16 protein-coding genes and 3 tRNA genes are annotated in these 14,502 nt (G+C 50.9%); 3 read left to right on the top strand and 16 right to left on the bottom strand.

The annotated features are described in order from the left end of the window. Positions 1 to 217 precede the first annotated feature (217 nt). Complete coding sequence (locus GN242_RS04630) at positions 218 to 745, top strand: GNAT family N-acetyltransferase (RefSeq protein ID WP_154753679.1); 528 nt, start codon at positions 218 to 220, stop codon at positions 743 to 745. 39 nt (positions 746 to 784) lie between these two features. Here the strand turns inward: GN242_RS04630 and GN242_RS04625 are convergent, their stop codons facing one another. From GN242_RS04625 to ffh, 9 genes are all read right to left on the bottom strand, one after another. After that, entirely contained in the window at positions 785 to 1,270 is a 486-nt protein-coding gene (locus tag GN242_RS04625) for an OmpA family protein (RefSeq protein WP_156286980.1), read from the bottom strand. A 20-nt stretch (positions 1,271 to 1,290) separates the two neighbouring features. After that, entirely contained in the window at positions 1,291 to 2,520 is a 1,230-nt protein-coding gene (gene dgcN / locus GN242_RS04620) for a diguanylate cyclase DgcN/YfiN (RefSeq protein ID WP_156286979.1), read from the bottom strand. Then, the gene (gene yfiR / locus GN242_RS04615) at positions 2,513 to 3,058 is read right to left on the bottom strand and encodes a regulatory sequestration protein YfiR (protein ID WP_154753676.1); all 546 of its coding nucleotides are present in this window, start codon (positions 3,056 to 3,058) and stop codon (positions 2,513 to 2,515) included. The genes dgcN and yfiR overlap by 8 nt, the downstream gene beginning before the upstream one ends. A 173-nt stretch (positions 3,059 to 3,231) precedes the next feature. Then, entirely contained in the window at positions 3,232 to 4,164 is a 933-nt protein-coding gene (locus tag GN242_RS04610; protein WP_154753675.1) for a DMT family transporter, read from the bottom strand. Positions 4,165 to 4,368: 204 nt separating this feature from the next. Further along, positions 4,369 to 4,731: a 50S ribosomal protein L19 gene (gene rplS / locus GN242_RS04605; protein WP_154753674.1), complete on the bottom strand. Its 363-nt coding sequence runs from the start codon at positions 4,729 to 4,731 to the stop codon at positions 4,369 to 4,371. A gap of 68 nt (positions 4,732 to 4,799) precedes the next feature. Beyond that, complete coding sequence (gene trmD / locus GN242_RS04600; protein WP_154753673.1) at positions 4,800 to 5,552, bottom strand: tRNA (guanosine(37)-N1)-methyltransferase TrmD; 753 nt, start codon at positions 5,550 to 5,552, stop codon at positions 4,800 to 4,802. 35 nt (positions 5,553 to 5,587) lie between these two features. Next, positions 5,588 to 6,136, bottom strand: coding sequence for a ribosome maturation factor RimM (rimM, locus tag GN242_RS04595; protein WP_154753672.1), 549 nt, complete (start codon positions 6,134 to 6,136; stop codon positions 5,588 to 5,590). Positions 6,137 to 6,154: 18 nt separating this feature from the next. Further along, the gene (gene rpsP, locus GN242_RS04590; RefSeq protein WP_004155935.1) at positions 6,155 to 6,403 is read right to left on the bottom strand and encodes a 30S ribosomal protein S16; all 249 of its coding nucleotides are present in this window, start codon (positions 6,401 to 6,403) and stop codon (positions 6,155 to 6,157) included. A gap of 136 nt (positions 6,404 to 6,539) precedes the next feature. Then, on the bottom strand, positions 6,540 to 7,901 hold the full coding sequence (gene ffh, locus GN242_RS04585; protein WP_154753671.1) for a signal recognition particle protein: 1,362 nt from the start codon (positions 7,899 to 7,901) through the stop codon (positions 6,540 to 6,542). Between the two features lie 165 nt (positions 7,902 to 8,066). On the opposite strand from ffh, the gene GN242_RS04580 reads away from it, so the two are divergent. Next, on the top strand, positions 8,067 to 8,858 hold the full coding sequence (locus GN242_RS04580; protein ID WP_154753670.1) for a cytochrome C assembly family protein: 792 nt from the start codon (positions 8,067 to 8,069) through the stop codon (positions 8,856 to 8,858). 22 nt (positions 8,859 to 8,880) lie between these two features. After that, positions 8,881 to 10,167 carry an HlyC/CorC family transporter gene (locus GN242_RS04575; RefSeq protein WP_154753669.1) on the top strand — a complete coding sequence of 429 codons (1,287 nt, stop codon included), beginning with the start codon at positions 8,881 to 8,883 and terminating at the stop codon, positions 10,165 to 10,167. 80 nt (positions 10,168 to 10,247) lie between these two features. Here the strand turns inward: GN242_RS04575 and luxS are convergent, their stop codons facing one another. The 7 genes from luxS to GN242_RS04540 all read right to left on the bottom strand — a co-directional run bounded on the left by luxS (position 10,248) and on the right by GN242_RS04540 (position 14,446). Next, on the bottom strand, positions 10,248 to 10,763 hold the full coding sequence (gene luxS, locus GN242_RS04570) for an S-ribosylhomocysteine lyase (RefSeq protein WP_154753668.1): 516 nt from the start codon (positions 10,761 to 10,763) through the stop codon (positions 10,248 to 10,250). 165 nt (positions 10,764 to 10,928) lie between these two features. Next, positions 10,929 to 12,488: a glutamate--cysteine ligase gene (gene gshA, locus GN242_RS04565; RefSeq protein ID WP_154753667.1), complete on the bottom strand. Its 1,560-nt coding sequence runs from the start codon at positions 12,486 to 12,488 to the stop codon at positions 10,929 to 10,931. A gap of 72 nt (positions 12,489 to 12,560) precedes the next feature. Next, on the bottom strand, positions 12,561 to 12,989 hold the full coding sequence (locus GN242_RS04560) for a YqaA family protein (protein WP_156286978.1): 429 nt from the start codon (positions 12,987 to 12,989) through the stop codon (positions 12,561 to 12,563). Further along, entirely contained in the window at positions 12,986 to 13,552 is a 567-nt protein-coding gene (gene yqaB, locus GN242_RS04555; RefSeq protein WP_154753666.1) for a fructose-1-phosphate/6-phosphogluconate phosphatase, read from the bottom strand. The genes GN242_RS04560 and yqaB overlap by 4 nt, the downstream gene beginning before the upstream one ends. Positions 13,553 to 13,867: 315 nt before the next feature. Then, positions 13,868 to 13,944 (bottom strand) — tRNA-Arg (locus GN242_RS04550). A gap of 159 nt (positions 13,945 to 14,103) precedes the next feature. Continuing rightward, positions 14,104 to 14,180 (bottom strand) — tRNA-Arg (locus tag GN242_RS04545). Between the two features lie 189 nt (positions 14,181 to 14,369). Next, positions 14,370 to 14,446, bottom strand: a tRNA-Arg gene (locus tag GN242_RS04540). Positions 14,447 to 14,502: the final 56 nt, after the last annotated feature.

Raw genomic sequence — 14,502 nt, 5'->3', positions numbered from 1 at the left:
TTTATTACCACCCATCAAAACGCCCAGGAAAAAACGCAATAAAAACTAATAAATACATAATCTTAAGAAAATACCAACCAAGACAACCATTAACGCAAGTGTAATTATTAGTTTACACTCGTATTATTCCACTGAAAAAACCAATGATTTCCGCCATTTATCATGTCTCTACGATCTATAATTTTGATCTGTTATGGAAAACTCACTGGAGTAAGTGATGAAAATAGTCATACGTCCGTTCGAAAATAACGATGCTGCGGCTTTTGCTCTGGCCGTAAATGAGTCGTTGGATAGCTTAATACCGTGGATGGCATGGGCACACAGGGATTACACGCCAGAAGAGGCCATTCAGTGGTTCAGCTATACCCACTTGCAGCGCCGCCAGGGCGTGGCAAATGAGTACGGATTGTTTAGTGAGGATGGGCGGCTTCTTGGTGGTGCAGGTCTGCGCTACAGCTGTGGATCGGATACTCCCGCCGCACTCGGGTACTGGGTACGCAGCAGCGAACAACGTAAGGGTATCGCCCGGCAGGCTGTGCGCATGATTATCACTGAGGCATTTCAGCAGCCAGATATCGATGTGATTGAGATCCTGGCTGCTGAAAACAATTTCGCCAGCCGCGCCGTAGCAACCAGCGTGGGTGCAGAGCTGATTGCCGTCCGCTTCGGGCTTATCGTATTAGAGAGCGGGCCAATCAACACCGCGATTTACCACCTTCACCGCCCGCGTCAGAGTCTCCGTTAACATATGATGCGCTGACCTTTTGTTAACCGTTCAGGTTTATCAGGGAGAACTGATAATCACGGCCACCCGACGGTTTTCTGCCCGGCCCTGCGAGGTTTTATTACTCTGCACCGGCGCGGCGTCCCCAAGTCCCCGGGTTGTGATATTGCTACGCGGCACACCTGCACCGCTTGCCCAGGCATCGGCCACTGCATTGGCCCGTTTCAATGACAGCGCCTGATTATATTTCTCATCGCCGTAGTTATCAGTATGGCCATCAAGACGCGCATGTTGCAGTCCGCTGTTGGCCAGCAATTTAGCTATTCGTTCAACGGTTGTGACACTCTGCAATGTCAGTTCAGACTTATTTTTGCCAAACAGAATCTTCTCTGACATTCCCAGCATCCAGCCTTCCGGAACTTCACTAAACCCCTGGGAGCGCATAGCGCGGATCTGTTCGGAGGAGAATTTCCCCTGCGGTTCACTCTGACAGCCTGTCAGTAACAGCGTGAACAGGGCTACGGTCAACATGCCTGTTTTATTCATTATCTCTCCCCTGATTACCATTAAGAAACCGCACGCTGATGATGCTGCTGTTTTTCCAGATACATACTGCGATCCGCCGCTTCCATTACCCCTTCGACAGTGGCCGCCTGGCTGACAATCGCGCGACCGATGCTCAATGTCATTACCACCCTTTCGCCTCCCTGAAGGTGAATCGGCTCGGCCATTCGTCGATTGATATCATCGATCACCGCCTGGATTTCATCATCATGACTGATGTTTTCAAGGATCATGGCAAACTCATCTCCGCCAAAACGACACACCAGATGGGTGTTACCTGCGCAGTCACTTAAGCGCCCGGCGATTGCCAGCAGCACCTCATCCCCGGCCGCATGTCCCCAGGTGTCGTTGATCTCTTTGAAATTGTCACCATCCATAAACAGTAGTGCCGTATGCGTCTTACGCGTACTGTCGCTGAGAACGCTTTCCAGCGCACTGCGAAATGCCGCGCGGTTTGCCAGACCGGTCAGCGGATCGTGCAACGCTCGTTTCAGCAAAGAAGCCCGCTCCTGCTGCTCACGCTGCTGCCACTTTTCAATTTCGGTTAACAGGCTGTTGAAATCCTCACCAAACAGATGCAGCTCGTTAATTTGTGAGGGCGGCACCCGGCGTGAGAAGTCACGCGTGGCACGGATATCATGCACAACACCGGTGATATTTTTTAACGCCGCAATTAACCTTCGGAGCAGATGGCGGGTAAACAATAACGCCACCAGCGAGGCCAGCAGCAGGCAGATAGTCAGCACCCCGAGGGAACGATAGACAAAATCCGTTACGGTAGCATCTTCACCAATCAGCGTGACAGTACCGATCCTCTCACCATTATGGAGGATGGGCTGCTCTACCGGTTGCGGAAAGAGCCAGCCGGAGACCATGCCTCCCAGCGGATCTTTGTGCAGTAAACTGTCGTCATCCTGCCCCCAGCGAACCAGTTCATTACCCCTGATATCGGTCACCACCGCTGAAGAGAACTGACCCTGTTTGCCAAGTTCCTTTAGTGTCTCCATCGCGGCGTTACCATCGCGGAACACCACTGCGGCTTCAAGGCTGTAGCTGACGGTGTGAGCCATCAGCTGTAAATTTTTATCGGCATACTGGCGAAAGGAGAGCATTGAGGTGGCTGAAATAAATAGCCACGCTACGGTCATCGTGGTAACCACACTGATTACACTGATGCGTACCAGCGCCTTACGAAAACTGGGCCTGCTGTAATCTGCTGATGGTTTATCCATTTCGTCCACTCCCTGAAGATGCCAGCATTAACACATCGGGGTGTACCCGAACTCCGCTTCGACCCAGCGAGTCGAGGTTCACCGAGAAGCTGACCCGGTGATTAATAAATTTCAGGCAGAATGCGCTGCCGGATACGCACTCCGGAGTTTGTTCAGTGATGGTGAGCAGTGGGCGCGGTTGATAGCTGTTAATCAGATCAACCTGCTGCTGTGAGGATTCACGGCCAAAATAGAGAACATCGCACTGCGATATCAGTGCCTGCTTTACATCGTCAACGGGGATAGCCAGCCAGACGGCAGGAGGATGTTCAACGGCAGCAGCAGTGAGCACCTGCGCCTGGTCGGCAGATCGGAAGATACACAGCCGTGGAAGCCCGTTGAGGTGCGGCCAGCGGGTATAGCTGATAATACCCGCAACGGTCTGACGTACATCTGCCGCCGGCACGCTCCTGGGTGTGTCAGGCAGTGTTGCACTTCTCAGGGGCAGAGTGATGCCACCCAGCAGGAGCGGCAGTAACATCATCCATATTTTCGCCATGAAACCTCTCTAGCTGTGGCCATTAATCTGGCGCTGTCGCCCCGGGTTTCACTACCCCACCTCAACTAGGAAATATCCTAACACCCTCTGAAACATTCGTCATCAGATTGAAAAAAACCAAAAGGGCCAGCCTTGCGGCCAGCCCCATCTCTGAGCACTCTTATTGTTCGCGTTTAACCACTCACATTTAATGGTGTAATCGCCCGACGATGACGCCGTTCAAAGTACATCGATATTACTCCCCCGGTCACTACCAGCCCGGCACCGAAAACTGTCGCTGACTCAGGCAATGTGTCCCAGAAAAGATAGCCAATAAAAACCGACCAGATCAGCGTGCTGTAGTCAAACGGTGCCAGCAGTGAAGCATCAGCATATTTCAGACTCAGGGTCAGCAGGATTTGTGTAATCCCCCCCAGCAGTCCGCAGCCAAGCAGCAACAGCAGCTGCCTGCCATTGGGAACAGACCAACCAAACCACAGCGTCAGCAGAGAGGTGCACGTAGTCGTTATCGCAAACCAGAAAGCAATAGCGCCCGGCTTCTCAATACCGTTGAGATAGCGGATCTGAATTGATGCTCCGGCAATACATACTGCCGCCATCAGCGCCAGAATCATGCCCAGTGTCGACATCCAGCTGACTGTTCCCGGCACTCCTTCGCGGGCAAAGAACAGTTGACCAGAGAGCATCACCAGGATACCAGCAAACCCCGCAATCACTGCCACCCAGCGATGATACTTCACCTTCTCACGCAGAAAGAGCGCAGCCATGATTACAGTGATCAACGGGGCGGCATAGTTAATCGCTGTCACATCGGTCAGGGAAATATAGAGCAACGCCAGATAACTAAAGTAAAGCCCGCCGGTGCCAGCCAGCCCGCGCAGGAAGTGCCCTTTCACATTGCGAGTACGGATACCATCAAGGATATTTCCCTGGCACCATAGCCATATAAACAGTGGGATCAGTGCGATTGATGAGCGAAAGAAGATCACTTCTCCAACCGGAATGGTGCCATCAAGACCTTTTACACAGGCCATCATTAATGTTGACGTCAGGGCACCGGCGATTTTCATCGACACACCGGTCGAAGGGCTGGGTGAAGGGCGCATAGCGTAAAGGATTCCAGGCAGCAGACAGGTATCTATCAAACATACGCGGAATTTTTTTTAGATCAGCTTAAAAATCAGTGCAGAACGGCTTTTTATTTTTTTTAGCCGATGGTCTGAGGCAGAAAATTTCCCGACAGGAGAGCGGGTGGAAAAGAGATAAAAAAAAGGGCCGACCATGTGGCCAGCCCTTTGTTTGCTATTAACTTAAGAGGCTGCTTTCGCGCCCAGACGCTCTTTAATACGTGCAGAACGACCAGTACGATCACGCAGGTAGTACAGTTTAGCTTTACGCACAGCACCACGACGTTTCACAGTAATAGAGTCGATTACTGGAGAGTGAGTCTGGAATACACGCTCAACGCCTTCGCCGTTTGAAATTTTGCGAACAGTGAATGCAGAGTGCAAACCGCGGTTACGAATAGCGATAACCACGCCCTCGAATGCCTGCAGACGTTTTTTAGCACCTTCAACGACCCATACTTTCACTTCCACGGAATCACCCGGACGGAATGAAGGTACGTCCTGTTTCATCTGTTCTTGTTCGATCTGCTTAATAATGTTGCTCATAATTAAATCTCTTATCCTGGGTAAACTGATAGTTAAGGTGAACTAAGCGCTATGCCTGTTCAGCCGTATCATCGTTTTGTTGCCTGGGTGTGTTCTCGTTGGAACTCAGCCAGCAACTTTGCTTGCTCTTCAGTCAGAGCCAGGTTTTCCAGAAGTTCAGGTCTTCTAAGCCAGGTACGGCCCAGCGACTGTTTCAAGCGCCACCGGCGAATATCAGCATGGTTGCCCGACAGTAAAACTGGCGGAACCTCCATCCCTTCCAGCACCTCAGGCCGGGTATAGTGTGGGCAATCCAGCAAACCATCAGAAAACGAATCTTCTTCGGCTGATGCCTGTTTCCCCAGTACCCCCGGAATAAACCGGGAAACCGAGTCAATCAGCGTCATTGCTGGCAGCTCGCCACCACTGAGCACATAATCTCCAATCGACCATTCTTCATCGATTTCGGTTTTGATTACGCGCTCATCAATCCCTTCGTAACGACCACAAACCAGAATTAACTTCTGGTTAGTCGCTAGCTCGCAAACCCCATCTTGATCGAGTTTGCGCCCCTGAGGTGACAGATAAATCACCTTAGCACCTTCTCCTGCCGCCGCTTTTGCTGCGTGGATGGCATCCCGCAAGGGTTGAACCATCATTAGCATTCCCGGTCCGCCGCCGTAAGGACGTTCGTCCACGGTACGGTGCCGATCATGAGCGAAGTCACGAGGACTCCAACTCTGAATGCTGAGCAGGCCATTTTTTACTGCCCGGCCAGTTACTCCGTAGTCGGTAATTGCACGGAACATTTCAGGAAACAGGCTGATTATGCCAATCCACATGCTCGGTACCGGAGTATTACCGTTTTGTTCGGAGCTCAAAAACCAGGATCCCAATCTACTTTGATGGTACGAGTAGTGAGATCGACATTCTTGATAACCTGTTCATCGAGGAACGGAATTAACCGTTCCTGCGCACCAAATGCATCCTTCAGGTTTGCCTTAACGACGAGTACGTCGTTCGAACCAGTTTCCATCATATCGATGACTTTACCCAGTTCGTAGCCTTCAGTGGTTACTACCTGGCAGCCCATAAGGTCTTTCCAGTAGTAGTCGCCGTTATCCAGCTGTGGCAGTTGCTCTGAATCCACGACAATTTCGCAATTAGTCAGCAGACCCGCAGCATCACGATCGTCAATGCCTTTGACTTTGATAATCATGTCCTGATTGTGGCGCTTCCAGCCTTCCAGCTCGACAAGCTGCCATTGACCCGCCCGCTGGATAAACCACGGCTGATAGTCAAAAATGCTTTCGGCGTCTTCGGTGGAGGAAAACACTTTGAGCCAACCACGAATACCGTAGGCCGACCCCATCTTCCCCAGAATTAACGGGTTAGCGGGAGGCTGGGAGGTGAGTTGCTTGCTCATGTTGACCACCGTGACAGATTAAGCTGCTTTCTTAGCTTGTTTGATCAGCGCGTTAACGCGATCAGACAGAGTAGCGCCCTGGCCAACCCAGTGCTCAATGCGGTCCAGATCCAGACGCAGTGGTTCAGCCTGACCTGAAGCGATCGGGTTGAAGAAACCAACGCGCTCAATGAAGCGACCGTTGCGAGCATTACGGCTGTCAGTTACGACTACCTGATAGAACGGACGCTTTTTAGCGCCGTGACGTGCCAAACGAATTGTTACCATAACATCCTCTTTAGTTAATAAAACAGCCGGGCCCCATTGAGGGAACGGGGCCCGGATGCAATATAAAAAGCCCGAAAATTTTACTCATTTTGGCGCAAAAAGCAATCTAATTCGCCTGAGTGATTTTCCGGCTTACTTACCGGCCTGGGAAGCCCGGCGGCATCATACCTTTCATGCCGCGCATCATCTTCGCCATTCCGCCCTTCTTCATCTTCTTCATCATGCGCTGCATGTCGTCGAACTGCTTCAATAAGCGGTTAACGTCCTGCACCTGCATACCTGAACCGGTTGCAATGCGGCGCTTACGGGAGCCTTTGATGATCTCAGGTTTTTCACGCTCTTTGCGTGTCATTGAGTTAATCATCGCTTCCATGCGCACCAGCACTTTGTCGTCCATCTGCGATTTAACATTATCCGGCAGTTGGCCCATGCCCGGCAGCTTGCCCATCAGGCTTGCCATGCCGCCCATGTTGCGCATCTGCTTCAGCTGGTCGAGGAAGTCGTTCAGGTCGAAACCATCGCCCTTCTTCAGTTTGCTCGCCAGCTTTTCTGCCTGCGCACGATCGACTTTGCTTTCGATATCTTCGATCAGCGACAGCATGTCGCCCATGCCGAGGATACGTGAGGCAATGCGATCCGGATAGAACGGTTCCAGAGCTTCGGTTTTCTCACCGACACCCATAAATTTAATTGGCTTACCGGTAATATGACGAATCGACAGCGCTGCACCACCACGGGCATCACCATCGACTTTAGTCAGTACCACACCGGTTAGCGGCAGCGCTTCATTGAACGCTTTAGCGGTATTGGCGGCATCCTGACCGGTCATGGCATCGACTACAAACAGCGTTTCTACCGGATTAATCGCGGCATGAATCTGTTTGATTTCGTCCATCATCGCTTCATCAACGTGTAAGCGACCTGCGGTATCCACCAGCAGCACGTCGTAGAATTTCAGCTTCGCCTGCTGCAATGCATTTTTAACGATATCAACAGGCTTCTGGCTGAGATCCGACGCGCAGAAATCTACACCAACTTGTTCTGCCAGGGTTTCCAGCTGTTTAATCGCCGCAGGGCGATAAACGTCAGCAGACACCACCAGCACTTTCTTTTTGTGCTTTTCACGCAGGAACTTACCAAGCTTACCAACGCTGGTGGTCTTACCCGCCCCTTGCAAACCCGCCATTAACACGACGGCCGGAGGCTGTGCTGCCAGGTTCAGAGTGTTGTTCTCTTCCCCCATGGCGGCAACCAGTTCGTTTTTCACAATCTTGACGAACTCCTGACCCGGGGTCAGGCTTTTGTTCACTTCGTGACCGACGGCGCGCTCTTTGACGCGTCCGATAAAGTCCCGGACTACCGGCAGTGCGACGTCAGCTTCCAGCAACGCCATGCGCACTTCACGCAGCGTGTCTTTAATATTGTCTTCAGTTAGCCGTCCACGGCCGCTGATATTGCGCAGGGTCTGCGACAGTCTGTCGGTTAAATTATCAAACATCGTCTCTCGCTCAACGTAATGAGAGGCCGCCTCGGCGACACAATGGCGCGGATTATAACATAGAGAAGCGTGGATCTCAGCCATATGCGATGAGATCGTTTGGAGCCAGCAGCCGCTGGCGCTATACTGACTTTTTTATTATCTGGCCGATACCTGACGAATTCTATGTCTGTAATTGCAATTCTGGCACTCCTCGCCTACTCATTCAGCCTTGCGCTGATCGTTCCCAGCCTGTTGCGTAAAAACAGCGCCTGGCGTCGCCTGGCAGTACTCTCTGCCATCGTAGCCCTGGTGTGTCACGCCGTAGCACTGGAGCAGCGTATTTTCGGGCCAGATGGCGGGCAGAACCTTAGCCTGCTAAATATCGGTTCGCTGGTGAGTCTGCTGATCTGTGCGATTATGACCATCGTCGCCTCGCGCAACCGCGGGTGGATTCTGCTGCCAATTGTTTATAGCTTTGCGTTGATTAACCTCGCCTTTGCCACTTTTGTGCCAAATGCCTTTATCACACACCTGGAAACTACGCCGGGCATGATGGTGCATATCGGGCTGGCTCTTTTCGCCTATGCCACACTGATTATTGCAGCACTCTACGCCTTACAGCTGGCCTGGATTGACTGGCTGCTCAAAAATAAAAAACTGGCTTTCAGCACCGATATTCCCCCGCTGATGACCATTGAGCGTAAAATGTTTCATATCACTCAGATCGGTGTGGTGCTGCTGACGCTGGTGCTGTGCACCGGGCTGTTTTATTTGCAGAATCTGTTCAGCAGTGAAAATATCGATAAAGCTGTACTGTCGATCCTTGCCTGGTTCGTCTATATCGTACTGCTGTGGGGCCATTATCATGAAGGCTGGCGCGGTCGCCGCGTGGTGTGGTTTAACTGCGGGGGTGCGTTTTTACTGACCATGGCCTATTTCGGTAGCCGTATGTTGCAGCACTTTCTAACCTCCTGATTTACCACAACAAGGATCTCCCTTGGAACACGTTTCAACCACGACCCTAATCATCACGCTGGTCATTATGATTTTGGTGTCGGCATACTTTTCCGGTTCCGAAACAGGCATGATGACGCTTAATCGTTACAAATTGCGTCATCAGGCTAAAAATGGCGATCGTGCCGCACGTCGTGTCGAAAAGTTACTGCGTCGCCCTGACCGCCTGATCAGCCTGGTGCTGATCGGCAATAATCTTGTCAATATTCTCGCCTCAGCGCTGGGAACCATCGTGGGAATGCGCCTGTATGGCGATGCCGGTGTTGCCATTGCTACCGGTATCCTGACTTTCCTTGTGCTGGTATTTGCCGAAGTGCTGCCAAAAACTATTGCCGCACTTTATCCGGAAAAAGTCGCTTTTCCGAGCAGCGTACTCCTCGGGCCATTGCAGATTGTTATGATGCCGCTGGTGTGGCTGCTCAACACCATCACCCGCATGCTGATGCGTATGGTAGGAATCAAGAGCGATGGCGCGATTAGCGCCGCTCTGAGCAAAGATGAACTGCGTACCATCGTTTACGAGTCACGTACCCTGATGTCGCGGCGTAATCAGGATATGCTCCTGTCCGTGCTCGATCTGGAAAAGGTCAATGTTGATGACATCATGGTGCCGCGCAACGAAATTGTCGGGATTAATATCAACGATGACTGGAAATCAATCGTCCGCCAGCTCACACACTCACCACACGGGCGCATCGTGCTTTACCGTGACTCGCTCGACAATGCCATGAGTATGTTACGCGTACGTGAAGCTTATCGCCTGATGACGGAGAAGAAAGAGTTCACTAAAGAAGTAATGCTCCGCGCTGCCGATGAGATTTACTTTGTTCCGGAAGGGACGCCGCTTAATGTGCAGCTGGTAAAATTTCAGCGCAATAAGAAGAAGGTCGGGCTGGTTGTCGATGAGTACGGCGATATCAAAGGGCTGGTGACTATCGAAGATATTCTGGAAGAGATTGTCGGCGATTTTACCACCTCAATGTCCCCTACTCTGGCTGAAGAAGTTGTACCTCAGAACGATGGTTCGGTGCTGATTGAAGGCAGTGCTAATATCCGCGAACTGAATAAAGCCTTTAACTGGACGCTGCCGGAAGAGGAAGCCCGCACCATTAACGGTATGATCCTCGAAGCATTGCAGGATATTCCGCTGGCGAACACCACTGTGCAAATCGGTCACTACGCCGTCGACATACTTGATGTGCAGGATAATATGATTAAGCAGGTGCGCATTACACCGCAAACGTCACTGAAAGAATCGGTAGGCTCGTAAGATATAGAAAAGGCAGGGGGTCAGGCATGCCTGACCCGGCGAGGGACACTAAGACCTTATGACCTCGCCTTTATACGCAACTAGATATGGAGTTCTTTCAGCTTCTCTTTCGGCAGCGCCAGTTCATCGTTACGGTTCACGCGAATGTCGTGGTCGATGATGTTACGCGCGATCTCCTGCGCTTCATCCAGCGAGTGCATTTCACAGGTTCCGCACTGATAAATATTCAGCTCAGGGATATCACTCTGATTTTTCACTTTCAGCACATCGGCCATCGCAGCCTTCCATGCTTTTGCTACACGCTGCTCGTCAGGTGTACCAATCAGGCTCATGTAAAAGCCCGTCCGGCAACCCATTGGCGAAATATCAATGATTTCCACGCCGTCACCGTTGAGATGATCGCGCATAAAGCCAGCAAACAGGTGCTCCAGCGTATGGATGCCGCGCTCACTGAGGATCTCAATATTCGGGCGGCAGAAACGCAGATCGAACACCGTGATGGTATCACCAGCGGGGGTTTTCATGGTTTTAGCTACGCGCACAGCAGGAGCGGCCATGATGGTGTGATCGACGGTAAAGCTATCCAGCAATGGCATACTTGTTACCTCAACTAATGAATTTATTTTTGAACCGATGAAACTTTTTCAAACTCTGTACGTCTGATTATATGAAAGACGCGCATTTGTTATCATCATCTCATCCCTGACAACAGAGATGTTAATTTTGGGCCACATTGATGTGGCCTTTTTCTTTTGTACCGCTTAACTCTTACCTTTCAGAAAGGTTTCCAGATCAAGCGTATCACTTTCTTCAATTTCCTGCTGACTAAGCTGTGAACGCCGCGCTTCATCACTAAACTGCTGTTCAGTCAGAACCTCGAAAGACTCATCACTCAGCTGAGTACGATACTGTTCAGCCAGCGCCAGTCCGGCACCAGCAATACCATTCTCTTTCAGCGTTTGCAGGAAGCGTGCGGAATAGGTCAGATCAGGGTCGTCAAATGACGCCACCAACCGATCACAAACTTCCTGGTAATGATGCTCCCCTCTCTGACCATCAAGAGTTTCAGCTACACGACGCAGATCGCTAAACAGCGCCTTGCCTACATCAACCAACAAATGCTGTGATTCCTCGCAGCCCACACCTATCGTCTGCCCCGGCTTACGCCCTTCAAGGATCACACGGTTCCAGTTCTTACGCGTGCAGCCCAGTTCAGCGCTATTCATCTCAGGAGCATCAGCCAGCGCGCACCAAATCAGGAAAAGATCGAGGAAACGTACCTGATTTTCATCCACGCCAATCGGTGAAAACGGATTGATATCCAGCGAGCGAACTTCAATATATTCAATGCCGCCGCGCTGCAATGCATCCGAAGGTGCCTCACCAGAACGCGTCACTCTCTTTGGCCGGATAGGAGCATACAGCTCATTTTCAATCTGCAATACATTAGTATTCAGCTGAATCCAGTTGCCGTCTTCATCCTTAACACCCATTGCTGCGAACTCTTCCGACGGCGTTTTAATCGCCGCTTTCAGGCCGGTAATATAGTCAGGAAGATTATTGAAAGTGATGCCAAGATTGCTTTGCGATTTATTGGTATAGCCGAGATCGCTCAAACGCAGTGAAGTCGCGTAAGGCAGTGACAGCATTCCGTTATCGCTGCGTTCGAACGGCAGCGCGCTCTCTTTTCCCTGAAGGAATGAAGAACAGATCGCCGGGGAAGCACCGAACAGATACGGGATAACCCACCCGAAGCGATAATAGTTACGGATGAGACGCAAATAGCCGTCAGAAATAGCCTCTTTACCGCTCTCTGCATCTTTAACCCCTGCCCACTCTTGCCAGAAAGAGAGCGGCAGCGAGAAGTTATAGTGGACGCCAGAGATAATCTGCATCAGCGCGCCATAACGATTTTTCAGCCCCTGACGATAAAGCGTCTTCATCTGACCAATATTGGAACTGCCATACTGCGCCAGTTCAATATCCTGACCTGGTGCGATCATACATGGCATACTCATCGGCCACATACGCTCTTCGCCCAGCGTGCGAGCGACATGACGATGGATATCACGCAAAAATGCCAGCAGATGATCAATGTCATGATCGACCGGCGTGATAAATTCTAACAATGCTTCTGCAAAATCAGTGGTAATCCACTTATGCGTTAAAGCTGAACCCAGAGAAGCCGGGTGCCCGGTGGTGGCAAGATGCCCATCCGGCCTGACGCGTAGCGTTTCGCGCTCAATACCGCGACCAATACCTTTAAGTGCGTCAGGATGAGCTTCCAGCCAGGAAAGTGCCTGTGATACGTCCGGGATCAAATTGACCTCCCGCTCGGAGAAAATTTATTATTGTTCAGCATAATGTTAACCATAGCGCCGCCTGAAAGCGAATCAATGCCACCATTGCATGCCCTGTAGTGTTGCGGCTGCCAGCACCAGATAACGTAAGGTTTTACCGATAGCGAGACATATCACCATCGGCAGCCAGGCGAATCGTAGCCAGCCAGCAAGAACGCATAGCAGATCACCTATTACCGGTAACCAGCTAAATAGCAGCGCAGCAGGCCCCATTCGGTGCAGCCACGCCGTTGCTGTGTCGTGCCATCGCCCCTGATTTTTTAATGGTAGCAGGCGACCAATAACAATGTTGGTTAAACCGCCCAGAGTATTCCCTAATGCGGCAATCAGGATCAGCAAACCAACGGAGACCTTCCCCGCCAGCAGTAACCCTACCAATAGCGCTTCTGAACTACCTGGCAATAGCGTGGCACTCAGAAAGCTACTGGCAAACATCGAACCGTAAGTTAACCACTCACTCACAGCAGACGAACATCCACCGCATCCATTCCTGCCGCACGTGCTGCCTGGATGCCGAAATCGGCGTCTTCAAACACCACACAGCGTGCAGGCGGTACGCCCATCAATTCTGCGCAACGCAGAAATGTATCAGGTTCTGGTTTGTGGCGTTTAACATCATCTGCTCCGACAATGGCATCAAAATGATTGAGCAAACCAAGATGCTGTAGCAATCCCACCGCCATTGAATGCTCACTGCCGGTGCCGACGGCCATCGGGCGACGCCCTTTATAGGCTTTAACTACCTCGATTAACGGCAGCGGCTGGACGCTCTCAAACAACATTGTTTTGAGTAATGCCGTTTTTTCTTCGGCCAGACGGTAAGGATCAAGATCACTTTGCTGACTGGCAATGATCACCTGCGCAATATGCCAGGTCGGAGAACCATTGAGGCCGATAATTGCCGTTTCATCGAAGGTCATGCCATATTGTGCCAGCACCAGATGCCAGGCTTTACGGTGTGTTGGCTCAGTATCGAGAATGGTGCCATCCATATCGAAAATCAAGCCGTCATAAGCATCGTACATTCGCGTATCCATCCTGATAACGGAATGATTACTTTAGCGTAAAGCACTCTTTTTGTCGCTGTTGGTATGGATCAGCAAATGCCTTGAAAGATATGGGGATTTTCAGATTCAGATAAATACGTGGGAAAAAGCTCAGGAGAAATTTAGGTTAAGGCAATGAAGTTGAAGAGGATTTTTTTGATAGTGATGTTACTGAAGGATTGCTGGACTGCTGCTCATTCTGACGGGCCGCTGCCTGAAGCAACATTTAATCATTAGTGCTGGCTAAGGCGACTACGTTATGCCAACCAAGGAACACTTCTATCTTGCAGAATATGGTGCATCCAGGAGGATTCGAACCTCCGACCGCTCGGTTCGTAGCCGAGTACTCTATCCAGCTGAGCTATGGATGCAGGGGGAAACATTAACGCTAAAATATGGTGCATCCAGGAGGATTATCAGGCTTTGCCTTACCCTTTCGGGCCGTTGCTAAAGCAACGTTATCCTTCTTAGTGCTGGCGGTAAAATTTCTACGCTATGCCAACCCAGGAATACTGCCATCTTGCAGAATATGGTGCATCCAGGAGGATTCGAACCTCCGACCGCTCGGTTCGTAGCCGAGTACTCTATCCAGCTGAGCTATGGATGCATTGATAAAACTATTGAGGGAGGTAAAGCGACAAAACTGAGGAGATACGTAAGAATGGTGCATCCAGGAGGATTATCAGGCTACGCCTTACCCTTACGGGCCGTTGCTAAAGCAACGTTATCCTTCTTAGTGCTGGCTGTAATATTATTACAGTATGCCAACCCAGGAATACTTCAATCTTGCAGAATATGGTGCATCCAGGAGGATTCGAACCTCCGACCGCTCGGTTCGTAGCCGAGTACTCTATCCAGCTGAGCTATGGATGCATATTTAATTCTTGTATAACGCAGTGTGCTGACTACTCACCGTGATACAGCGCTGC

It is taken from the genome of Erwinia sorbitola (genome assembly GCF_009738185.1).
GTDB classification, from domain to species: domain Bacteria; phylum Pseudomonadota; class Gammaproteobacteria; order Enterobacterales; family Enterobacteriaceae; genus Erwinia; species Erwinia sorbitola.
This window is presented reverse-complemented; position numbering and strand designations above follow the sequence as displayed.